Origin of the sequence: Bradyrhizobium sp. 521_C7_N1_3, from assembly GCF_052075975.1 — a bacterium.
Lineage (GTDB): Bacteria > Pseudomonadota > Alphaproteobacteria > Rhizobiales > Xanthobacteraceae > Bradyrhizobium > Bradyrhizobium japonicum.
Genome location: NZ_CP197232.1, coordinates 7,920,719 through 7,942,895 on the forward strand (window position 1 = coordinate 7,920,719; position 22,177 = coordinate 7,942,895).

The following is a 22,177-nucleotide window of genomic DNA, read 5'->3' on the forward strand; positions in this document are numbered from 1 at the left end:
CCCTGCTTGGGTGGGGCGGGAGCGCAATCGGCGTTCTCATCACAGATAAAAGCCACGGTCCGTTCTGTGGTGGCTGTTAACGTTTCACGAACGCAACAGTTGCAACAGCTAAAGCAGAACTAGGATACTGCGGAATTCAGCTTAGGACACTGGGGGTTAAATGCGGACAGTACCCCCGATCCGCAGGAACATTACAAGAACGAGAACAAGGGGGCGCCAAAGACCTGCGCGGTTATCCTCAATCGACGAGCAGGCCCCCGCATACGTTCTTTTGGCCGGCGGCCGCGGAACGACCCGATAACGATTTCTGAAGCGATGCCTCGTTGGTGCCCGCGCCGGCCGCGCATGGCGTGAGACGGACGAACAGGACACCGATCTTGAAGCGGTGCTGCACCAACTTCTAGCCGGTGAACACACAAATCCGGTGCGGATCGCCGCGTTCAACGCGATTGAAGGATGGTCGCGTGACGCGTCGTCCGAAGTTGCCGACGCGTGGCCCAGCGCGCGATCGATGCCGATGCTGGGGTCTAGACTACTTCGCTGGAGGCTTTCATCACTGCGAATGCCACGAAGCGGCCTGATGCTCAATCGACGCTCCCGCTCCGCGGCGCGGCTTATATAATTGAAGCGTCGCAGCCTCCATAGAAACTTAGCCGCGCAGCTTCGGTTGATTAAGGTGAGTGCGTTTCAGGAGTTGAAGGTGGCAAAAGCGTTAATTTCAAAGGCCGACCTCAAACGCATTGCGCTTCAGGAAATCCGTGCCTTTCCCGGCTCCGACCACGTTATCTCTGTGGAAGTCGAATGTGAGACAGGCCCTCTCGAGTTCCAGATTTAACTTTCCGCGCCGACGTCAAGCTTAACTCGGGTCTTCGATTGCATCGATCCTGTACAGCGTTAGCCTCTCCGCGCCGGACATTGCCCCGTCCGGGTCCACCGATGGCGGCGTCGTCGCGCCATTATACTCGGCGCGGCGGCTTCGTTTGATTGCAGGCATCTTGCGAGCTTCATTTGAAAAGGCAGTCAGACAGCGGCGCCCTCGACCTTCTTGAGATGCGTCGGCAACTTACGGCCCTGCGTTCGCGATACTCGGAAAACCTTTTGGTAGCTTCGCTATTGAACCGCTTTCTCGTGAAGATCGCGCTCCTCTCAGAGCCTAATGATGATGAGCACGGACAACATCTCCAGTCCGAGTTTGCGCAAACGCTGAAGAAGGTAGACACGATCACATCAGACAAGCCGACCACGAAGCGACCAACGGCTACTAAGCCATCCAAGTAACGCTAACAATCGGATGCCGTTGCGCCCGCCAGCGGCGAGCCTAATGCCAGATGTTAGTCGCGAAGTCGTCTTCGTCTCACTGTATCGCCGAAAGTACGGCATTCCTCAGACTGCTAGCCGACACCTTCGTTTCGGCATCTTTGGAAGGCCATCCCTGCCGCTAAGTTCGCGGGGGCGGCAGAGGCGTTGGCTGCGGTGAGGGTGGCGGCGCGGGCTGCTGCGACGATGTAGCGGGAGGCTGCTGCTGCGGTGCAGTGACGGGCTGCTGATCGCCGCCACCATGTGGGACACACGTCCCTACGTTGCTTAGCAGTCGTTTGGCCTCAGCATCGCGGGCTTTCTTGTAGTCCCTGCGCCGGTCGATTCTTGCCGCAGCCATGCGATCCCACGCATCGAACGCGTCAGCGTAGTGCTGCCGCATTTGCTCTTCGGCGGCGAGACAGTCAGTGAACTTGTCGAACACCAGATCGGTGTTATTGGGCGAGACGCCGCCTACCAGAACCACCAGCATCCACTTCATAGTCCTGCCTTGCGTTCGTGCCCCCTGTGCGCTTCCCAAATTTTCAGATCTCCAGGAGGTGGCTACACCGCCGCTAACACAATCGCATTGCGATCGCGGCGAGCACGCCGTGCTGCTTGCTCTGTGATGCGTATGAGAAGATCCGTCACGGCGAAGTCCTTTTGAGGGCTACCAAGCCTCATCGAGGCCGAGTTGCTCGAACACCTCGCGACGAAGCTCGACGAAGTGCGGATCGCCCCGGTGGCGAGGATAGGGCTGGCCGTTGACGACTTCAGCCTTGATCCGTGCAGGCCGGTCGCTCAGCACGATGACACGGCCAGCAAGCAAGAGTGCCTCCTCGACATCGTGCGTGACCATCAGCGCCGTGAAGTTCGAGCGCTGCCAAAGTGATACAAGTTCCGCCTGCATTGCGATGCGAGTCAGCGAGTCTAGCTGGCCCAAAGGCTCGTCAAGAATGAGCACCTTTGGGTCGTTGACAAGCGCACGCGCCAGAGCCGCGCGTTGGGCCATGCCACCGGAAAGCTGGTGCGGGTAGGCATTGGCGAAGCCCGTGAGCCCCACCAGGCGCAAGGCGTCTTCGATACGCCCGCCATGAGTGCGTAGCAACCCGCGGGCTTCCAGACCGAGCGCAACGTTGCTCCGTACCGTCCGCCATGGATAGAGCGTTGGGTCTTGAAAAACGACGACGCGCGACGGATCGGGTGCTTTGATCTCCCTTCCCTCCGCTAGCAGCGAGCCGGCTGTTGGAGTGTCGAGCCCCGCGACCAGCCGCAGCAGGGTCGATTTTCCGCAACCACTCGGACCCAGGAGAGCGACAAATTCGCCGCGGCCGACCTGAAGGCTGATGCGGTCCAATACCGGCAGGGGCTGCCCTTCGAGATCGAAGCTGTGGCTCACTTCGCGGAGCGTTAGCGTCGATCCACGGGCCGCGTGATCGCTTGCGATCGCCGCTACCATCGCACCAGACCTTTCTGCCAGGATAGCAAGCGGTCTCGCAAGCGGAACAGCAGCGTGATCAGCCCGGAGCACAAGAACGCCATGAGCAGCAGCGCGGCGTACATATTGGCATAGGCCGCCCAACCTTGCGCCCATTGCAGGTACCAGCCGAGCCCCGCCTTCACGCCCAGCATCTCGGCTACGACAAGAACCGCAAACGAATTGCCGAGACCCATGAACAGGCCAACAAAGACATGTGGCATTGCCGCCGGAATGGCAACCTTGAGCACGAGGAAGCGCTGGGTTGCTCCCAATGTCCGCGCAATATCGTAATAGGCACTCTTCACGCAGGCGACGCCCGACCAGGTCAGCACGGTGACCGGAAATCCGGTGGCGAGCGCAATCAGGAAAATGCTGGCGCTGAAGCTCGACGGGAAAACGAAAAATGCGAGCGGTAGCCAAGCTGTCGCGGGCAGCGGCCCGATGAACCGCAAAACCGGGTGGATCCAATAACCGGCGAGCCGCGACCAGCCGATCGCCACGCCGGTTACGAACCCCACCGCCGCACCGAGAAAATAACCGGTCGCGAGCAGACGCGCTGAGGCGAAGATGCCTCCAGCCAGCCGCCCCCAATCATCGATTACGACTTCGACAATGGCCTGCGGCGGCGGAAAGAACGGCAGCGGCAGCAATCCAAGCTTTGCTGTGACGGCCTCCCAAGCAGCCAAAAACAGCGCGAGCGCGAACAGCCACGGAGAAAACCGCTGTAGACGCTGAAAAGCAACAAAACGAACGCCGGTAAAGGCTGCCAGGGCGAACGCAAGGGCCAACGCTCCGCAGGCCATGGCGAGCCCGCCCGTGTAGGCCCAATCGCTCTCGGGCTTATCCTGCCAGAGCGCAGTGAGCACGGCGACCATAGACCATGCCGCGGCTACAGACAGTCCGCCGATCAACGACCGAGTGGTCGAACTTTCAAAAAAGCCGAAACCCGATTTCTCTGATGGCCTCGGCACTTCATCGATGACCGAGCTCACTGCGAATCTTCCCAATCGGTTCAGCTCAGAACGTCAAGATAAATCCGATCAGCGAACTTGGCCGGGTCAGTGCTTCGCTTGATGACGTTCACTGCTCTGAGTTCATCGGTGTAGAGTAGAAGTTGCTTCTTGAGCTCCGCCCCGACGGGATGCCTGTGGTGAGTATGGCTACGATACATAGTGGCGAGATCCTCTACGGAGCCTCTTCCGCCGTAGCCCGAATAGATTGCCGCGGCATCGGCGGGATCGCTGGCAACTCGATCTGCCGCTTCCAGTATCGATCGTGTCAGAGCGGCCGCCACCGGCATTTCGCTTCGGGTGAGGCTGCCACGTACCGCGAGAACGCAGCAGGTGCGGTCGGCGAATTCACCCGTTAAGTTGGTCGCGATCTCGTTAAGTTTACCTTCCTTGAGCCACAGATAGGGCAGCGGATCTATCTCGGCCAGCGCCTGCACTTCGCCCTTATCGACGGCAAGCGCGAGCAGATTGGCCGGGTACTGGCGCCACTCCACCTCTTGGGCCGGATCGATACCCTTCTTGGCGAGGTAGATCGAAAAGAAGTTTTTCGCTGGGCTCGCTTGATCGCTAATCGCGATAGCCTTGCCGCGCAGGGACTCCAGGCTGTCAATATTCGCGGCCTTGGAGCCGAGGAGCCGGATGCAGCCGCCGTGCACACCGGCGGTGATCCGAACGTCGAAACCTTGCTCCAGCGGTTTGAGCCAGCGCAAGGCCAATCCCAAACCGGCATCCGCCTTGCCAGTTGCAATCGCCTCCAGCAACTGATCGGTGGTACCGCCGAAATTGACGAAATCGACGTCGAGATTGTGCTTGGCGAAGATACCCCGTTCCTTTGCGACTGCCGCAGCGACCGTGCACGCCGCATTCGCGTTCCAAGCGAGTTTTAGTTGACGGGGTGGGCCCTGCAGCTCTTCACTGTTCGCTGCGGCGCGGCAAATAAAGCCAGGGATATAAGACAGCGATCCAGTCCCGGATGCCGTCAGCGCGCGAGCCGCTCCGAACATTCCAAACGGCGCTGCGGCGCCGAGAGTGCAAACCAACGTCAGCACTGAGCGACGGGAGAAGCTGCCTCCCTTCGCTTCGGACAGACCTTTCGTTAAGCTGTTGCCAATTTCGCGCTTTTCCATGTGTCACTCCCAAACTCGCGTGTGAATGGAATAGAACTGGGCGGCGCTTTGCGGGGGCCTTAGCTTACCTCTCTTTGGGCATCATCCGAGCCCGCCTGCTACACAGGTGTGAAGACGTTCACATTAACGCAAAAAATTGGGAGGAGATAGCTCCAGCTGCGCGGCGGTTAAGGCTCTTGTCAATCGTCTTGACCTACTAACGGCGGCGTCTGTCGCATTTGATCGCGATCGGCGCAAGTAGAAGATCAAAACCTCAGTCGGGCACACGCACCAGCACATGGAGCCTGCGTTGCGCGAATTGAGCAAAGCTTGTACCGAGATCATGCAGAATAGTCTGAACTTCTGACGCTAGGTCCAGCACACTCTCGAATGGTCGGCTTGTGGCAACGAACGGAAGCTAATGGTTAGGCTTTGCGCCTTTGAACCATCGGCTTCTCGCCTCGCTTGCTTGACCCTGGGAATGCCATCAATGTTGCGCGGGGGCATACTTACAAGGGAGGTCGCATGATTACCGCCGTTGTACGATACGCCCTGCCGCCGAAGATCGACTACGCCGCGTGTCGCGAGCACTTTCACAAGATCGCCCCCAACTTCCGCGAGGTGACGGGACTGATCAGCAAGCACTTCATCTGGTCCGAAAGCGGCTGGGCGGGCGGCGTGTACCAGTGGGAGCGTATCGAGGACGCTACGGCGTTCTACACCGGGCCGTGGCTCGAGGGCATCATCCAGCGCTACGGCATGAAGCCGCGGATCGATTTTTACGAGGTTTTTGCGGTAACAGACAACACGCGCGGCAAGGTTGAGCTGTTCGAGGAGGCCGTTGCTCCAAATGACCTCAGCAGATAGCTCATCTGCCGCACTAGCGCATAGAGGTGGCAGTTGTGCGGGGATAGCCGTGGAATCCTCGCGTCATCGCAGGTAGCAAGTCCACGCCGCGACCGAATGCGACGATCACTCTGATCTTGGCTCTTCGGAGACGTGCCGATCAGCTTCGCAGTTTTACCCAACCCGGGCATATCTTGCACCGGAGACAAGTGGCCGTTTTGGGCCTCCGGTAAGGCCGCCGCCCCGCCGGACCGATTAAGCTTCGACCGCTTTAGTTGAATGTTTGCAGCCTCAATTTGAGCGATCCGTCGGCTTGGCGTTCGAAGACGTGCGTCGCTAAACCACTGAAGGGAGACGGCTTGCCCTCCTTGTCCTTACCCGTAGCGCTCCACTTGGCTGTGCCGAAGACTACCTTGTCGTCCCCGCCGGCATCGATCATCTCCAACTTGTGATCCGTCACACCGCTCGCGAAGAGTCCGGCAAAGAACTTCTCGATCTCGGCCGGACCCGATGCGACCTGATGTGTGGGCGGCATCAATTTTGCCGTCGCGACGTAGGAGGCGCCGATGGCTTTCTCGTCGTGCTTGTTAAATGCGGCGTCCCAAGCGGCGTAAGCCTTCTCCACGTCCCCCTTGGCGTCCGCGGCCAACGAAATTCCCGGCGCGCCGAGCAGACAAATGAGTAGTGTTGATGTTTGAGCCAACTTCATAGGATACTCCTCCGTTGGATAACGCCTTTCTCGAATGATTAGATCATCTCTACGGTCGTCTGCCGCGGTTGCGCTCCCCGTCAGCATGACGACACCGTCGCCGGTCGCGCTGGGGCCGGACATTGTTTCATTACGAAAGAGGTGCAGGCGATGGCAACTTCAACGGCGCCGTTCACCTCGGGAGTCCATTCGCGCGTCATGACATCGCTAATGCAGCCGGTCCACGCGCCGAACTTCAACCACCGCGGTGCATTTGCTGTCATCGTGAGCCCTCGACGAAGGCGATCGGAGTGCCCTTCGCGACGCTCGCTGCAACCCGCTCCGCATCCCAGTTGGTCAGACGGACGCAGCCATGGGATTCCGCCTTCGAGACCTTGTCGGGCGAGGGTGTGCCATGAATGCCGTATCCTTCAGCGGTGAGGTTGATCCACACCGTTCCGACCGGATTGTTGGGGCCCGGCTTGATGGTGAAAGGTTTTCGGGATTGAACGCCCTTGAAGTGGTAGTCCGGATTGTAGCGATAGGTCGGATTTCGGTCGACCTCGGTCACCTTCAGAGTACCGGATGGCGACGGCTTCTCCTCGCTCCCGACCGTTGCCGGATAGAAGCCGATAAGCGCGTTAGACTTGTCGAACAGCTTCACGGTCTGCCGACTCTTGTCGACCTCGACCCTGTCCGCCCTCGACGGCGCGTCGGCCTCTGCATTGCCGGTATCCACCACGATGATGTCGTCGCCGGGGCGGTCGAAGCGCTGCCCGGGATTGAGCGCCGCCAGCAGTCGCTCGCTCATATGGAATTTCTCGGCCAGTCCTTCTCGCGGACTGGTGAAACCCAGCTTCGGCAGGTCTTTCATTTCCTCCATCTTGGACGGGAGCTTGCTAAGAAAAGGTCCGGCGACATCCTGCTCGGTGATCGTGTAGTTCGCCGTGACCCGCCGATCGTCCGCGCGCAGTGCGTTCCAGACGTCCTCGGTCGGAACGTCCGAGCTCGGCAATTGCCGCGCCTCCGCGAAGGCGCGTAGGGCCTTCTTCGCGTTCTCGCCGAATCTGCCGTCGATCTCACCTGGCGAGAAGTGGGCCCGGTCGAGCAGGACTTGTAACCGAACCCCCGCCGGCGTCGGCTTCTCGTTCGACAAGATCTTCCTCGATGGTTCGGCGGCATCGATAGCAGCCACGCCCATTTCGGCGCACCGCGCCGCCGGGCCGGCCATCACGGCCAGGAGAACAATGATGTGTTTCACCTTTCGAGGCCACATCGCCAAATCCTTTCATGGTATCCACGGCTGAGCACCTGGGCAAAGGTCCGTTTCCTTCACGCCGGGATCGGCGATCAAGCCTCGGTAGGCGCGCTCATACTCTCGCGCCATCCGGCTTGCGGAGAAGCGCGCCTCGAAGCGGGCGCGGACTACCCTCCGGTCGAGGCGGCCAAGCTCTCCAACCGCCCTTACCGCCTGGTCCTCATTCTCGACGATGAAGCCCGTCACGCCGTCCTCAACGACTTCCGGCACGGATCCGGATCGGTAGGCGATCACGGGCGTCCCGCAAGCCATCGCCTCTATCATGACGAGACCGAAGGGCTCAGGCCAATCGATCGGGAACAGGAGGGCCGCTGCGTCGGCGAGGAACGGCTGCTTTTTCGCATCATCGACTTCCCCCACAAGCTGAACCGTTCGACCATCTATGTGCGGCTCAAGCTTCTTCTTGAAGTATCCGGTCTCACCGCGCGGGATCTTGGCGGCGATGCGCAGTGGCTCTCCGGCCGCCCGCGCGATCTGGATCGCGTCCTCGGGACCTTTCTCCGCCGTAAGGCGACCGAGAAAGGCGAGATAGGATCCCTCATCGAAAGACGGGCGGAAGAGATCCGAAGGCAGCCCGTGCTGGATCGTGGCGATCCAGTTCGCGTCAGGAAGCGGCACGCGCTGGTGCTCGGATATCGAGATGAAGCCCGCGCCGGGAAACTCGCGCACCACGTCCGGCAGGCAGGGGAGGTCTAGCCGACCATGCATCGTGGTCAGGAAGGGCACGCCGAGCCGGCTGAGCAGCGGAAGCGGCAACCAATCGATGTGTGAGTGGATCACGTCGAAGTCTTTCGCGCGCCTAGCGATGGCCTCCAGCAGCACGGCACTGGCCGCATTGGGGTCCACGCCCTTCCGACCGAGGCGCAGCGCGCGTGGCCACACGGGATGGAGTTTGCCTTTCGTCCTGGAACCGCCGCTCGCGAATAGTGTGACCTCGTGACCGAGCTCTACCAACTCGTCCACCAACCACGCCACGACCCGCTCGGTGCCGCCGTAGAGCTTTGGAGGAACGCTTTCGGCGAGGGGAGCAAGCTGAGCAATGCGCATCTTGCCGATCCTCTAGACTGGAAACATCAATAGGAGGATCAGCATGATGGCAGCCGAAACGAGCCCGGAGTTGATCAACAGCGTCCAGTCCGGCCTCGCGGTGCTTGCCACCAATTGCCTGACGAGCTTCTCCATAAGCCTCAACATTCGTCCTTGGGGAGACGGTTCGAGTAGGCCAGGCCGAATCCGGTCAGTTCTTCGACCTCGCTCACGCGCGCTTGCTATCTTCCTTGAAGGTGGCGCCGCAGCAGACAACGCCGGCTGTCCCCGGCATCCACGTCGCGACGCTTCGCGCGATAGAGGGACCAAACCGTATCCACGGCTCGCCGCCGCAGGGGCTTCGTCGACCATGTTCCGCGTCCAACAAAATTGACATCGTGGGACGGCAACTCATCGCCCGAGCGGAGGTTTCCAGTTTTTCCCGAAAATCTTAAGCTCAGTGACGGAGCTGGGCCGTATCGAGGCCGTGACGGCTCACGGGACACCTGGAGTTCGCCATCGCCGTCCAAGCGCAATCCCATCGCTTCGAGCTCCAGTGCCGAATGCTAAACCATGGCCGATGCGAGTAAGATCGACGAGCAAGAGCAAGCCCTGCGCCGGATTACTTCCCTACTTGCCGAGCGGCCGGAGAAGACCCTCGATCCAACAGCGCCTAATGGGATCCTCCAACGGACTTAAGTCATAGCAGTTCATACAAACGTACCGATCCCGCCCCCGCCGGGTTCTGTCAGGCGCGCGTTCATTTGGACCTGCCGCACAACGGTCAAGGCTTCCGCATCGGTTGGTCTGTCGCCGACATACCTCTACAACAGCTTGAGACGGCTCCTAGTGAGGCTTGGGCCGTGATGAGCATTGCTCGCCTCGCGATCGGCACGGCGCCCTGCGCGCCGCTAGCCCTTCCGCCGCGCTACCGCTTCAATAGCTCGCTGACCTCCACGCCCAGAGCCTTCGCCAGCTTTGCCAACATCGTGACCGATGCGCTGTAGACACCTGTCTCCAGCTGGCTGATGTAGCTGCGATCGACTTTCGCCTGAAACGAAAGCTCTTCCTGGCTGAGTTTTCTCTCGTGGCGGAGACGCCTCAAGTTCCGAGCGACAATCTGCTTCATCTCGTCCATCGACGGCGAGATGCTTCTTGTTGAGTAAACTCATCAATTGAGTATACTCAACAAAAAGGAGAGGCTTGTGCCGGTTGATCTCGAACCTTTCATTGAACTCCCAAGGCACGATTGTGCCGGGCTCGCGAGCGATGCATACCGCTTCGGCTACCGATGCAAGGAGACAGGTGTCCCCGCCGCTATCGTTGAAATCGCAGCTCCGACAGTAGCTCAATGCGTTCCATTGAAAGTTTCCGCTCGAATGACGATCGACGGGAAGATCGTCGTCAACGCTCAACTACCAGGCGTCGATCTCGGCACGCCTAGCCGCGAATGCGAGGCGGTTTCCCTCATAGAGTTGGTTGAAGCAGCTATCAGCGTCGACAACCTCCGCATGGAGGAGGCCGGCCGGCACGAACTCCTCACTTTCCTCGGAGCGCTCGAGATTTCTATCCAGCGGGTAAAGATTGCCCTCGCGGCGATGTAACTCGATGGCATCATGGCATCAAGCCTGCGAACGGGCAGTGAAGACCACTCGCCTTGATGCGCAAAATACGCACGTTGATCACAACCCGGCGTGGCCCCTAGCTTCCCCCCCCCGGGCAAGCACCGCACGTTGCGCGTATCCACGACTAATCCGGTCGCCTGTAAAGCGCGACGCGCGATCCGAACTAGCGCTAGGCGCGCGCGCCGGCTCCCTTGCTAGCTTTGGCATTCTCTCTCCGGCCAAGCTTGACTTCGAATTCGTCGTCGACGCCGCGCGTGCCGCAAGATCTTCTTGAAGTATCCCGCAGATATGAGAAGCCAGCGAGCTGCCATCAAGACGCAGACTCAATTAGCGAACGGTAGCATTGCCTTAGGCCGTAGTTGGCGACATGGCACCTTGCCATGTCGCCAACTCTTGGATGTGCAGACAACGACTTAGCCGCCCTTTGGCGCCAGTACTTTTATCTTGCAGGTTTAATCGGTCGTCTTGGTTGCTTGCTCTCACCCATTTTCGCTTCCTCTCTCTGCTGTGACAAGGTCTTTGCATCGACGCCACGCAGCGTCGCCGGCCGCGAGAGTCCCGGTGCGCCGTGCAGGTTTCCGCGCTTGTCGACGGGGATAAATTCGCTGCGACAAGGCAGCCGGTAACCGTCGCAGCGCATCTTTCCATCGGTCTGACGGAGCCACATCACAGGCACTACGGCGTGGTCCAGTCGCTCCTTCCGGAGCGTGGCCACACGCAAGATAACGTGCGTTCCGTCGTCGTGGATCTGCACCAGGTCTCATCCGCCAGCGGCGGATCTCCGTGTTCAAAACGTCGCGTTCATCAGCTCAACGATCTCCCAAATCGGGCCCTGCGACCTCACGCGAGGGGCGCGAGCAGCCTGCGTTCCTTGACGGCGGCGCGTGCGCTGACGTCCGCCCTGGCGGCGTCCGGATCACCACAGTAGAACGTGCCATCGACCCACATCGCGTGCATGATCACGGCGAGTTTGCGTGCCACCGCGACGGTTGCCTTGCGGTGCGAGCTGCGTTTGGCGAGCGCCAGACCCCAGCTTTTGACCTTGTCTTTCTTCTTGTAGCGGGTCAAAAGCGCACTCGCAGCCTCGTAGAGTGCGCGGCGCACATCGCCGTCACCGGCCTTGCTGATCCGGCCCTGGATGTCGATCGAGGAGCCGGACTGCCAGCGCCGCGAGGTCAGGCCAAAATAGGCGGCGACGTCGCGCGATCGCCTAAACCGGGAAGGGTCGTCAATCGCGGTCATGAAGCTCAACGCCGCGATCGGGCCGACACCCGGAATCTGCATGAACCGCCGACACAGCGCGTGGCCGGCGACCAGCTTCACCACCAGATTGTGCAGCCGGCAGTACTCTTTCCAGAGCGCCGCGCGCGCGTTCAGCATGGCGTCGATCAGCTCGCTGACCAGCGCATCCTGTGCTACCGCCTCGCGCACCGCTTGCGCAAAACCGCCCCGCCCGACCCGGTTCAGGCGGATGCCAAACGCCTTCAGCGAGTGCCGGACCGCGTTCTCGAGGTCCAAAAACTTGCGCTTCAGATTGCGCCGATGGGTCAGCAACAGCCGTAGCCGGTAGCACGCTTCGCTCTTGATATGCGCCTTGCGGAACCAGCCGGTCCGCATGATGTGGGCGATGCCGAGCGCGTCCGTCTTGTCGGTCTTGTTGCGCTGCGCGTTGAGCGCCGCGCGGACGTGCAGGGTCTCCAGACACACCGCCGGCAAGCCCAGTTTTAATAGCTCCGGATGCAGCCAGGGCGACAGCGCCCCGGCCTCATGACCGAGCCGCCGCAGCCGGGCGAGATACGGTTTGAGCGCCGCCTTGATCGCCTCCGGATCGGTCAAGACCGTGGTTTGCAGGGCCACCTCCCCCTTGTCGTCGACCACGCAAATCGCGCTCTCGTCCATGCCGACATCCAGTCCACAGAACCATTCCATCGCACGCCTCCCGCGTTGCTGAGGCGGCGCAGTGTGCGGCTTATTCGGCCGCTGAGCCACGTGAGCAGCGGCAATTCCCGGCGCAGACCGATTACGGGCGGCAATCACTCCGTCTGCTCTTTGCTACTCGCTAACCCTTCCTCATCTTGCCGCAACCGCATCTGCTGATCCACGAGGCACGTGAGAAAATTGACCGCTCGGCGCGTGTCCAAGCCATCAATTCCAGCCTCTTGGCTGTCAATAGATTGGCGTAAATTCAAATGGCGACGGAGCGATCTTCTGCATCGGAACGAAGAGAAAAAGCCATCCACCGACCTTCAACTCCAGGCACAATTCCGTTCCGTGCGAGTGTATTTCTTCGATCGTAGTGCGATGTCTCGCAGTCTGCTCAGCCGCGTTCGCTCTTCTACGTGTGCCCTGTTGGGGACGCTCTTGCACCCGTAGGGGATCTTCAAACCTGATATCCGGGAGACAAGAAAAAGGGCTCCCACGCGATGCGTGGGAGCCCGACATTTTGACCTAGTCGACGGGATTCCAGATCAAGAAGAAGCTGCCGTCACCGACAAGACCGACCGTTCGCCCAAGGTTGGCGCAGAGCTTGCGGCCTCCGAGGCCAGGCGCTGCGAGTGACAGGCTGACGTAGTCCGTTCCGCGGCTCTCGCCGGTCAAAATCCGACCGGATCCGACCTCAACCCCTTGGGTGAAGATGCGGAAGTCTGATGGGCTATCGCCTGACTTATGGCGGTTCGGAACGATGTCGATGTCGGCGCAAATGGGCAGAAGTTTGAGATGGCCTCTGAAGCCGCCGTGACTTGTGCGGGTGACGAATCCGATCGCGGTCATGGTCTGTCTCCTTCGTTGCCGCAAGGCGCCGATGCCCTGCGATGGCGAGACCGTCATGGCGGCCGGCCCACATCCGAACCCTTGGGGCGAAGCGCAGCGGAGCACCCGAGCCCGCTCCTTTTTTGCAGCGAAGCGGCCGCGAGGAGCCGGCTTGCCGGCGGGGAAAAAAGGAAGCGTGCGAGGGTTTCGGATGGGGGACGGCTGCCATAGGTCGCAGCGCCATAAGCAGGGAATCGCCCTCCTTGGACGGAGGAGACAGGCCTTACCTCGGAGCGCTATTCACCGGCACAAACGGCGCTTGGGCGACGCATCGACGAATGCGTTGCCTATCGAGTTTCTCGCAGTCGAGAGCCGATTATCTCGTCGGGAAGGCGGCTCGGTTTCGCGTCCGGGGCGTGGTCCAAGTGCCGGCTATCAAGCCGAATCCGGCGCTATCAGTCGATAGCGCAGTTCGCGCTTGAGCTCATGATCCGGCCAACAAAAGCGCTCCAAAGCTCGATGAATTCGCCACTCGGTACCTCGAACGACCTTTGTGGTGCGCCGCGAATCCGTCGCTGCGCGCCTCCCTTTTGAGGGAGAAGGCCCTCTTCTCCCTCTCCTTCAAAGCGGCGCAGGAAACGCAAAAGGCCCCGCCTCCGGGGAGGCGGGGCCGATGATCCCCGGCGATCAGTCGCCGCTGCGGCGCGACCAGATCAGGCTGAAACCTTCCTCGCCTTCGATCTTGACCAGCGAGGCGTAGATCGGAGCCGGGAAGCTCGGATCGTCCAGCTTGACCGAGAGATATTCGCGATCGCTGTCGCGAACTGTCTTCTTCCAGGCGGCGCCGAACTCGGTCGCTCCTGCGAAGATCCGGTAGTCGGGAGCCTTGTCGTTGTCCTTCTCAGAGGCCGTGAACTTGGCCTTGATGTTCAGCGTCAGCGTCTTGATCGAGCCGGTGTAGCCGTTGTCCGAAGCGGTGAAAGTGCCGATGGTCGCCATGATGATCTCCGTCTGTTTGTTGCTCGGGCCGCGCCCATCGCAGCCTCGATGGCGATCCTTGGCCCGGGGAGCGATCGGCCCGCAGCCGTCAGGCCTGCAGCGTCAGCGGAGGACGGCGAAAGCCTGCTTTTTTGACTTCCCGCGAGGAATGCCGCCGCTTGGCGGCAGGGGAAAAAAGCAGGCGTGAGCTGTTGCGGGAAGGCGATCGAGGCTCTTGCCGTCCCTCGGGCCTGATCAGCCAATCGAGGGTGCGTTGGACGCGAGCCCATGACCGGACTGACGGCGATGACCATGGCTGCCAGCGCCCACCACAGCATTGGAAAATGGCGGGATCGATCGAGAAGATAGCCAAAGTCTGCGCATCAAAAGCAAGAACGAACGGACAAACCAAGCGAACCCGACCGCATTTTCGCAGGAGCGACCGAGTTCGGTCAAGCTTGTAAGAAGGCCGTCCGCGACAGCGATTGCGTCATCGAAGTCGTTGATCACGACATGAGCGATGCCCGCAGCTCGGTCGCCTCGCCAGGGCAGAAGGAGGCGTGGGACATCCCCACAGGCCGCCGCAGACGGCGCGGATAGGACGGATCTTGGCCCGCATTCGGAGACGGGCCAGCGTGAGTCATCGCTCGCTTTGCTTCAGCTGAACCGGCCGCGCACCGTCACGCGCGCGGCCGGAATTTGATGCGAGCCGGGGTTGCTCTTGCGACCCCGGCTCACCTCTTATTCTGCTGCTTGCGAACAGAAATCATGCCCTTGCGCCTTGTCTGGCGCACCAGTCTGATCCTCCGCTTTGGCCGTTCGGAGCACAGGCGGCAACCAGTCGGTCGCCGCCAATAGTTGCTCGGCGGCTGCCGCCATCTCGGCCTTTTTCATGCCCGACAAGCGCTCGGCGGCCTCCTCGCTGACGCCTTCGCGGACGGCCTCAAGGATGCGCGCCTTGGTGACCCGGCCGAGATAACTCAGCACCGTCGGCCGCCAGTACCCGGTCATGTCGAGGGCGACGGCCCCGGCCAAACGGCTAGCCGCCATCAATGCGCGCGGCCGGAGGTCAAATGGCAATTTGACGGCATTGACCGTCAATGCCGTGCAATGGGCGAACAACGCCATGCGACTGTCGTGGTCGAGTTCGACGACGAATTTCCACAGCTTGGCGACGTCGCGCGGCATTTGCCTCGCCCAATTGGCATGGCGATCCGACCACGCTTTCCCAGCCGGAGTGTCCTCGATTCCAACCGCATGCGTGGCCAAATCCGTCTTCACGGGCTGAATGCCGACCGCGTGGGCATTAGCCCCGACATAGAAGATTTGCGCGGCGAGCGCATGGGTGGCCGCCACGAGGGCGACATCCGGCTGCTCACTCAGATTGAGACGCAGCCCCAAGGTGCGATGCGCGGTGAGATCACGAATGAGCGTGTCGGACAGTTTCTGTTCTTCCTCTTCGTCCTCATTTTCTCCCTCCCCTCCTTCACCATCGCGCGTGGTTTGATCGCCTCCTTCACCTTCCTCGTCCGGTGCCTGGGCGTCGCCTTCCTGCTCGGTTTCGGCATGAGGTTTGTCGTCCTCAGGGCGGATGAAACCGCGTTCGATCCTGATGGTGCCGTCATGATTGAGGATCACAAACGCGCCGCCGCGCCCGACATCACCGGGATCGTAGGCCTGCCGTTTCGCCTCTAATTGCTCGATCTGGCTCTCCAATTCACCGAACCGCGCATCCACCTCATCAGGCAGCTCCTCGGCCGTTTGATGCTGTTCGGTCAGCTGGTCGAACTCGGTTTGAGCGGCTTGTAGCGCGGTCTGATTTTCCGCCGAAAGCTCGACCGGATGCGGGTAGGCGCGGCGCATGCCGTGGGCGTGGGGGAAGTCGAGATGGGGCTCCGTCCACTTCCATCCCTCGGCCACCCGCAAGGCATCCGCCTCCCGGCCAAGCCGTGCCGTCACCAAGAGATCGAGCAGCGCCACGTCCTCCAGATACCCGCCCCGATCCTCGGTGAAGAGGTCGCGCAAAATCGTACCGCCCGCCTCGATGTAGGCCTCGAGCCCGACAAACCGCGCGCGGCGATCCGTTGCGGCGACGTGAGTTTCGGTGAGCAGGCGGCGGATGGTGCTGGCATCGCGGTCGTAGGACAGGCGCTCATAAACGCTCTCCTGCCGGGCCTGATCGTCGGTGATGGCAAAGGCCATCAACTGCTCAAGCGTCAGATTGCCAGCGCGATAGAGCTGCATCAATTTTGGCGAGACCGCACCCAAGCGAAGGCGTTGCCGCACCACATGCGGCGTCACCCCGAAGCGCGCGGCGATCTCCTCCGCACCGTAGCCACGCTCGTCCGCAAGCTTCCTGAACGCCTCGAACTGGTCGGCGGGATGCATGTTCTCCCGGGTGACATTCTCGTCCAGGCTGATCTCGTGGGGGTCATTCGCGGTGTCGATGATGCAGCGGATCGGCTCGGTCTTCTTGATCTCCTTCCGCTTCACACGCAAAAGCTGAGCAAGCCGCCTGCCCTCGCCGATGGTCACTAAATAGAACCCCGTGGCTGCGCCCTCTCCGTCCAGCTCGGGCTCAACCACCAGATTTTGCAGGATGCCCTTGGCGGCAATACTCGCCGCATAGCCCTCGATCGCCGCCTCGCTATGCGGCGTCTTGCGTGCATTGTTCGGGGACTTCTTGAGCTTGTTGAGCGGAATGAAGACTTCCGTCCCGCTCGCGGGAATGATTTCAACGTGCTTTGCCGACATGATCATTCTTCCTTTTGCTTCTATGGGTGCAAGGCGCACCACGCGCCTGCACCCCTGCCCGTCGGCGAGACCGGGGGTAGCAAGTGCCAGGGCGACCCGAGCGGTGGGGTATCGCCCGCCCGATCAGGGCCGCTCCTAAGAAGCGGGTCTGCACGGGCGCATGTCAGCTGTTCGAGAAGGCGACACCGTTCGAAAGCACGGAAGACCGGGGAAACCGCTCGGGTCGGCGCCGGCCTGCCGGCGCTTCACCCTGGCGCGCGCGAGGGGCAGCGCCCTTTAGCTCTCAAGCGTTGGAATGTTGAGCAAGTCAGCACAGGCCAAAGCAAGAAATCGAAAACAAGAGCAACAGTGAGCAAATCAAGAGAGGCACCCGCAGGAGGGTCAGCATAGCGCCGACGCGGCACGCGGCGGGACCCGGGACCGAGTGCAGTCGCGAGACCGGTTAACAAGGCACCCGCGCGACGGGCAGTGATAGCGGTGCCGCGAAGCGGCAGCCCTTCGTGCGAGTGCCTCCGGCGAGCGACACATTATATGTACTTGCGCGAGGGATCGAAGCCGAAGGCCGCAACGCGAAGCGGTACGGTTCACAAGAGCCCGGTGCGCGATAGCCGCACGCGCCTCGAATGACAGGGATCATACTTCGCGCAGGATTGCCTGCAGGCGCCGCACCAATTCTGCGAGACGAAAGGGCTTATGAATGATCGGGAACTCATCCACAGCATTATGCCGCTCCAGTTCGTCTCTCACGTAGCCGGAAGTCAGCAGTATCTTGATGCCTGGCCTTAGTCGCTTCGCCTCGCGGGCAAGCTCGACACCGCTCATTCCGTTTGGCATGACGACATCGCTGAACAGGAGTTCAAATTCCTGGCCGGTTTGTAGCAACCGGAGCGCATCCGCGGCATTTCCAGCGCAAGAGACGTAGTAGCCGAAAGTGGTCAGCATCTCCGAAGTTGCCTCCAGGAGATCCTCGTTGTCGTCGACAACAAGGATGCGCTCGGAGCCTGCCGGCATGATTTCAGGCTGCCCAATTTGCTCCTCTTCGTTCGGTCCTTGGGCGGCCCTGGGCAGGTAGAGAGCCATCCTGGTTCCCACGCCCGGCGTGCTGTCGACGACAATGTGTCCTCCGGACTGCCGGACAAAGCCGTAGACCATGCTGAGGCCAAGCCCTGTCCCCTTGCCGACCTCCTTGGTCGTGAAGAAGGGTTCAAACACTCGATCCCGCACTTCGGGAGTCATCCCGCACCCGGTGTCGGAGACGGAGAGCACGACATACTGTCCAGCAAGGCAACCTGCAACCGCGCCCTCCTCCACGACGACATTCTGCGTCGCGATCTCGAGTACGCCTCCGGTCGGCATGGCATCCCGCGCATTGAGCGTCAGGTTGAGGAGGGCGGTTTCCAGCAGCGACGGATCGACGTGGCACAACCACAATCGATCCTCGGTCTGCAGCTTGATCTTGCAGGCGGCTCCGACCGCCTGACGAATGAGCCCCTGGAATTCACCGATGAGCCGGCTAGCGTTGACGAGCTTTGGATTCAATGTCTGCCGCCGCGAAAAGGCGAGAAGCTGCGCCGTCAGCCTTGTCCCTCTATCAATGGAACGCCGTGCGACAGCAGCGAATTGCTGGATCTTGGCTACGTCCCTCGTCATCTCGATGAGTTCAAGGTTGCCGGAGACGACAGTGAGAAGGTTATTGAAATCGTGCGCAACACCGCCCGTGAGCTGGCCAACGGACTCCATTTTTTGGCTCTGGTGGAACTGGTCCTCGATCTGGTGGCGCGCTTCCAACGCAAGCTTGTGCTCCGTAATGTCGCGAAGAAAAATCGCGAATCCCTGACTTGAAGGGAAGACATTGATCGCGCACCAGATATTTTGACGGGGACAGAACGCTTCGACAAAGCCCGGCCGCTGCTCCGACACCGACTCCTTAACCTCGCGCAAGACCTCCCCATCAAACACGCCTTGAAATACCTCCGGCAGCCTCATACCGACGATATCGCGGCCTTCTGCGAAACGCGTCCAAGCCGGCCCATTTGAGTAAGTGACGCGCCAATCCCGATCGACGATGAGCACGCTGTCGTTGGTGCTCTCAAAGATCGTCGTGATCCGGGCAGCGGCCTGCTCGGCGATCTCTTTCGCCTTGGACAATTCCTGCTCGCGATGTTCCAACGCGCTTGCCATGGTATTGAACGCGTCAGCAACGTGTGCGATCTCCGAAGTTCCGCTAATATTTACACGTCGGGCAAAGTCGCCGAACCGCCATTGGTTCGCTGCGTCGACCAGTTGCCCGAACGGGCGATGGATGAACTGCCGGGCGCCCAATGATGTCAGCAGCAATACCAGCGTAGCGCTCAGGATGATCAAGAAGACATCGCGCAGCGTCTGGCGCTGGATCTCCTGGAACGCCAATGCCTTGTCGAGGCCGAAGTCGACAACAAGTGCCCCCAAACCATCCTGCAGGGCGGAATAGGCTTCGATCCGCTCTACACCATCGACGTCGACGATATCGGCCGTGCCGCCTAGGTCCAAAGACTTTCCGCTGGTCATTTTTGTGCCAGCGAACCGGTCATTATCAGGATAACGGGCGAGAAACGTGCCGTTGCGGTCCGTGATTGCGAGAGCTGCGCCCTCAGGCACTCCGTTTCGAGCGATGTAATCGGCGAGCCAATCCAAGCCAAGACTTGCAACTATGACGCCGCCAATCTTGCCATAGCTGGCGTAGAACGGCATCGCAAACTGTATGACTCTTTGCTTCGACGACAGACCTTGCGAGTATTCTCCGATCGTAAAAGAGCTGGTCCTGAGAGCGCTCGCGAAGTAGGTGCGCTTGGAGATATCAACCGCCGGCCGATTGCCATCTGTGTGGCAGAAGGACAGACCATTAACGTCAGTTACGATAAGGGTAATGAAGGCAGGGAAACGGGGCTTCATCGCAGCCAAATAAGCATTGCAGCCCACGCGATCCCCCGCCTTGATTGCCGGCAGTTCCGACAGCGCGATCAGGACCTGACGAATCCCCTGAACGATTTGTTGCTGGTTTGCGGCAGCGAGCTTAGCCAAGCTGAGTGCCTGATTTTCCACTTCGACCTGACGCGCTTCACGCCGGCCGAATTCGCTGTAGGCCTGGATCGCGACCGCAGGCAAGAGGGCCGCAGCAACAAGCAAGAATAGGCGTGATAGAAGGGTCACTTTTGAGCCGGGCCCGTCCTTAAAACACTCGCTCGTCGGAGTTACTCATCCGACGTTGAATGGCTATGCATGCGCTTGGGTTCATGCTGATCCCTCGAATAGCGGCGCTCAATGATCGCTTGAAGTTTGCACGGCAGATGTTGCTAGGTTGGCCACCCCCCGAGCGACGTCTCAACGGTGCGGCGCAGGTCTGCCCGGCTTGCGCCCGTCTGCGCCGCAAACGCCAGCCCCCAACCGACAACGATCGCAAATAGTGCAAGCGCGTCCGAATCCGTATTTGCCGGCAGATCACCCATCTCCCGCGCTGTCCGAAACCGCGAAGCCAGCCGTTTGCGGCGCGCGTGACGAAGCTTCATCAGTTCATCTTGAACCTCTGCCTCTTCTGCGTACGCCTGCGAACATTTGACCGAAAGGCACCCTGGTGGATGAGTCTTGTCCGTATACAGGTCGACCAACCCATAGAGCATAGTCTCCACCACCTCGCGCGCCGTCGGCTGGTTCAAAGCCTTTTCATCGACGCGGCCAAGGTACGCTTGATAATAGTAATTGAGCACCTGCCTGAAAAGCCCGGCCTTACTGTCAAAAGCAAAATACAGGCTCGCTGGCGCAATTCCGATTTCGGAGGTCAGGTCTGCAAGCGACGTGCCCTGATAGCCGTTCTTCCAGAACAGTGCAGTTGCTCCTTTAATCGCCTCATCGAGGTCGAAGCTTCTCGGTCGCGGCATGTTCCGATCTCCAATTTGTTATTTAGCATTCGCTCTATTTGATTGACAAGGGTTGCCGCGAAATTTATCGATCACTAAACATCATCTGTGGCTGCCCTATGTCATCTGAAACCGCGCTTCCAGTATCGCTCCCGCGCTATCCGATCGCCACAGCGCTCGCCTTGTCGCTGGCTGCCGCCATCGCTCTCGGCGTCTCCCGCCTGTCATACGGGCTCTTGCTGACGCCCATGCGTACCGATCTTGGCTGGTCCTATTTGTTGGCTGGCTCGATGAACACGGCGAATGCGCTCGGCTACTTCATTGGCGCGCTGGCGGTACCGGCGCTGATGCGCCGCCTCAGCGTCTGGCGACTTTTGGTCATAGGTTCCGTTCTGACCAGTGTATTCCTGCTCTTGTCGGGCGTCGTGACCGACGCCATAGCCCTGATCCTGCTCCGCCTTGGCGCAGGCGCAGCGAGCGCGTCCGTCTTCGTCATCGGCGGCGTTCTGGCGACCCGACTTGGCTCAATGCACCGCGAGCAGGCCGGATTCTTGATCGGTCTCTATTACGGCGGCACAGGTTTCGGGATCGCACTTTCCGCGCTGCTCGTACCGGCGGCACTTTCGGCCGCACCACGGCTCGGCGGCGCTCATGACTGGCAATGGGCGTGGTTCGCGCTCGGCATCGCGTGTCTGCTCGCAACCGCCATCATGGCGTTGCCTGCAAAGGCAATCGGCGAAATTCCTTCTGATCTGACCTCAAAATCCGAGTTTTCCGTAAAGGACTTCGGATTTGCCCTGGCTGGCTATTTCATGTTTGGCGTTGGTTACATTGCCTACATGACGTTCGTGATCACACTGCTCAAGCAGCAGGGCATGCAGGCTGAGACTATCACCTTGTTCTATACGCTGTTAGGGGTGGCCGTCGTATTATCCTCGCGACTGTGGGCACCGATGCTTGATCGCTTCAAGGGCGGCGAGTCGCTGGCGATATTCAACGCTATCGCGGGTGTGGTTTCCATCCTCCCGGCAGTGACATCTGCGGTGCCAGTCGTGTTCATGTCCGGCCTGGCCTTCGGAATGGTCCTGCTATCGGCGGTGGCATCGACCACCGTATTGGTGCGGCACAATCTCCCGCAAGAATCATGGTCGTCTGCGATCAGCGTGTTCACGGTGGTATTCGCATTCGGCCAGATCATCGGCCCCGCGCTCGTTGGCTGGATCGCCGACGGCCCTGGCGGTCTCGAACGCGGATTGTTTGTGTCGGCCGTTGCGCTGTTCATTGGTGCAGCTCTGGCTTCGCAGCAAAAGGCGCTGTCGTAACGAAAGTGACGTTAGCAAATCGCTGGTGGAAAGCACCATGTGTTGACCAGTGAATCACTGACTGTCGCACGTCTTGAGAGGGAC

General features: G+C 60.4%; 16 protein-coding genes. 3 read left to right on the plus strand and 13 right to left on the minus strand.

Translation table 11 applies throughout. From position 1 onward, the window contains the following. Positions 1–1,966: 1,966 nt before the first annotated feature. The 3 genes from AB7008_RS37320 to AB7008_RS37330 all read right to left on the minus strand — a co-directional run bounded on the left by AB7008_RS37320 (position 1,967) and on the right by AB7008_RS37330 (position 4,913). Positions 1,967–2,755: an ABC transporter ATP-binding protein gene (locus tag AB7008_RS37320; protein ID WP_212455318.1), complete on the minus strand. Its 789-nt coding sequence runs from the start codon at positions 2,753–2,755 to the stop codon at positions 1,967–1,969. After that, entirely contained in the window at positions 2,749–3,687 is a 939-nt protein-coding gene (locus AB7008_RS37325; RefSeq protein WP_249156509.1) for an ABC transporter permease, read from the minus strand. Before AB7008_RS37325 ends, AB7008_RS37320 begins: the two co-directional genes overlap by 7 nt. Before the next feature lie 101 nt (positions 3,688–3,788). Further along, a complete protein-coding gene (locus tag AB7008_RS37330) occupies positions 3,789–4,913 on the minus strand; it encodes an ABC transporter substrate-binding protein (protein WP_249156508.1) in 1,125 nt (374 codons plus the stop codon). 504 nt (positions 4,914–5,417) lie between these two features. On the opposite strand from AB7008_RS37330, the gene AB7008_RS37335 reads away from it, so the two are divergent. After that, entirely contained in the window at positions 5,418–5,759 is a 342-nt protein-coding gene (locus AB7008_RS37335; RefSeq protein ID WP_441260408.1) for a hypothetical protein, read from the plus strand. 250 nt (positions 5,760–6,009) lie between these two features. Here AB7008_RS37335 and AB7008_RS37340 read toward each other — a convergent pair whose 3' ends face one another. The 4 genes from AB7008_RS37340 to AB7008_RS37355 form a co-directional block, all read right to left on the minus strand. Next, positions 6,010–6,447: a YybH family protein gene (locus AB7008_RS37340; RefSeq protein ID WP_071916327.1), complete on the minus strand. Its 438-nt coding sequence runs from the start codon at positions 6,445–6,447 to the stop codon at positions 6,010–6,012. A 259-nt stretch (positions 6,448–6,706) separates the two neighbouring features. Further along, positions 6,707–7,702, minus strand: coding sequence for a L,D-transpeptidase family protein (locus tag AB7008_RS37345; protein ID WP_376707397.1), 996 nt, complete (start codon positions 7,700–7,702; stop codon positions 6,707–6,709). A 12-nt stretch (positions 7,703–7,714) separates the two neighbouring features. Then, on the minus strand, positions 7,715–8,791 hold the full coding sequence (locus tag AB7008_RS37350) for a glycosyltransferase family 4 protein (protein ID WP_212455319.1): 1,077 nt from the start codon (positions 8,789–8,791) through the stop codon (positions 7,715–7,717). A gap of 907 nt (positions 8,792–9,698) precedes the next feature. After that, a complete protein-coding gene (locus AB7008_RS37355) occupies positions 9,699–9,899 on the minus strand; it encodes a helix-turn-helix domain-containing protein (protein WP_441260409.1) in 201 nt (66 codons plus the stop codon). Positions 9,900–9,975: 76 nt separating this feature from the next. Here AB7008_RS37355 and AB7008_RS37360 point away from each other — a divergent pair, with 76 nt between their 5' ends. Further along, positions 9,976–10,374, plus strand: a complete 399-nt coding sequence (locus tag AB7008_RS37360; protein ID WP_441260410.1) for a hypothetical protein — start codon at positions 9,976–9,978, stop codon at positions 10,372–10,374. A gap of 861 nt (positions 10,375–11,235) precedes the next feature. On the opposite strand, the gene AB7008_RS37365 is transcribed toward AB7008_RS37360, so the two are convergent. From AB7008_RS37365 to AB7008_RS37390, 6 genes are all read right to left on the minus strand, one after another. Continuing rightward, complete coding sequence (locus tag AB7008_RS37365; RefSeq protein WP_441259472.1) at positions 11,236–12,324, minus strand: IS110 family transposase; 1,089 nt, start codon at positions 12,322–12,324, stop codon at positions 11,236–11,238. Positions 12,325–12,843: 519 nt separating this feature from the next. Further along, positions 12,844–13,167, minus strand: coding sequence for a DUF736 domain-containing protein (locus tag AB7008_RS37370; RefSeq protein ID WP_441260411.1), 324 nt, complete (start codon positions 13,165–13,167; stop codon positions 12,844–12,846). Positions 13,168–13,833: 666 nt separating this feature from the next. Next, complete coding sequence (locus tag AB7008_RS37375) at positions 13,834–14,145, minus strand: DUF736 domain-containing protein (protein WP_441260412.1); 312 nt, start codon at positions 14,143–14,145, stop codon at positions 13,834–13,836. A gap of 720 nt (positions 14,146–14,865) precedes the next feature. After that, positions 14,866–16,878 carry a ParB/RepB/Spo0J family partition protein gene (locus tag AB7008_RS37380; RefSeq protein WP_441260413.1) on the minus strand — a complete coding sequence of 671 codons (2,013 nt, stop codon included), beginning with the start codon at positions 16,876–16,878 and terminating at the stop codon, positions 14,866–14,868. Between the two features lie 633 nt (positions 16,879–17,511). Further along, positions 17,512–20,043 (minus strand): ATP-binding protein, encoded by a 2,532-nt coding sequence (locus AB7008_RS37385; RefSeq protein ID WP_249156129.1) that lies wholly within the window; start codon positions 20,041–20,043, stop codon positions 17,512–17,514. Positions 20,044–20,210: 167 nt separating this feature from the next. Then, positions 20,211–20,792 (minus strand): TetR/AcrR family transcriptional regulator, encoded by a 582-nt coding sequence (locus AB7008_RS37390; protein WP_212096409.1) that lies wholly within the window; start codon positions 20,790–20,792, stop codon positions 20,211–20,213. 98 nt (positions 20,793–20,890) lie between these two features. Here AB7008_RS37390 and AB7008_RS37395 point away from each other — a divergent pair, with 98 nt between their 5' ends. Next, positions 20,891–22,093: a YbfB/YjiJ family MFS transporter gene (locus AB7008_RS37395; RefSeq protein WP_212452838.1), complete on the plus strand. Its 1,203-nt coding sequence runs from the start codon at positions 20,891–20,893 to the stop codon at positions 22,091–22,093. The last annotated feature ends 84 nt before the right edge of the window (positions 22,094–22,177 follow it).

Excerpts from the sequence above, each read along its gene's own strand:
- AB7008_RS37320 (WP_212455318.1), bottom strand. The coding sequence starts at position 2,755 with ATGGTAGCGGCGATCGCAAGCGATCACGCGGCCCGTGGATCGACGCTA.
- AB7008_RS37330 (WP_249156508.1), bottom strand. The coding sequence starts at position 4,913 with ATGGAAAAGCGCGAAATTGGCAACAGCTTAACGAAAGGTCTGTCCGAA.
- AB7008_RS37335 (WP_441260408.1), top strand. The coding sequence starts at position 5,418 with ATGATTACCGCCGTTGTACGATACGCCCTGCCGCCGAAGATCGACTAC.
- AB7008_RS37340 (WP_071916327.1), bottom strand. The coding sequence starts at position 6,447 with ATGAAGTTGGCTCAAACATCAACACTACTCATTTGTCTGCTCGGCGCG.
- AB7008_RS37345 (WP_376707397.1), bottom strand. The coding sequence starts at position 7,702 with ATGTGGCCTCGAAAGGTGAAACACATCATTGTTCTCCTGGCCGTGATG.
- AB7008_RS37350 (WP_212455319.1), bottom strand. The coding sequence starts at position 8,791 with ATGCGCATTGCTCAGCTTGCTCCCCTCGCCGAAAGCGTTCCTCCAAAG.
- AB7008_RS37355 (WP_441260409.1), bottom strand. The coding sequence starts at position 9,899 with ATGAAGCAGATTGTCGCTCGGAACTTGAGGCGTCTCCGCCACGAGAGA.
- AB7008_RS37365 (WP_441259472.1), bottom strand. The coding sequence starts at position 12,324 with ATGGAATGGTTCTGTGGACTGGATGTCGGCATGGACGAGAGCGCGATT.
- AB7008_RS37370 (WP_441260411.1), bottom strand. The coding sequence starts at position 13,167 with ATGACCGCGATCGGATTCGTCACCCGCACAAGTCACGGCGGCTTCAGA.
- AB7008_RS37375 (WP_441260412.1), bottom strand. The coding sequence starts at position 14,145 with ATGGCGACCATCGGCACTTTCACCGCTTCGGACAACGGCTACACCGGC.
- AB7008_RS37380 (WP_441260413.1), bottom strand. The coding sequence starts at position 16,878 with ATGTCGGCAAAGCACGTTGAAATCATTCCCGCGAGCGGGACGGAAGTC.
- AB7008_RS37390 (WP_212096409.1), bottom strand. The coding sequence starts at position 20,792 with ATGCCGCGACCGAGAAGCTTCGACCTCGATGAGGCGATTAAAGGAGCA.
- AB7008_RS37395 (WP_212452838.1), top strand. The coding sequence starts at position 20,891 with ATGTCATCTGAAACCGCGCTTCCAGTATCGCTCCCGCGCTATCCGATC.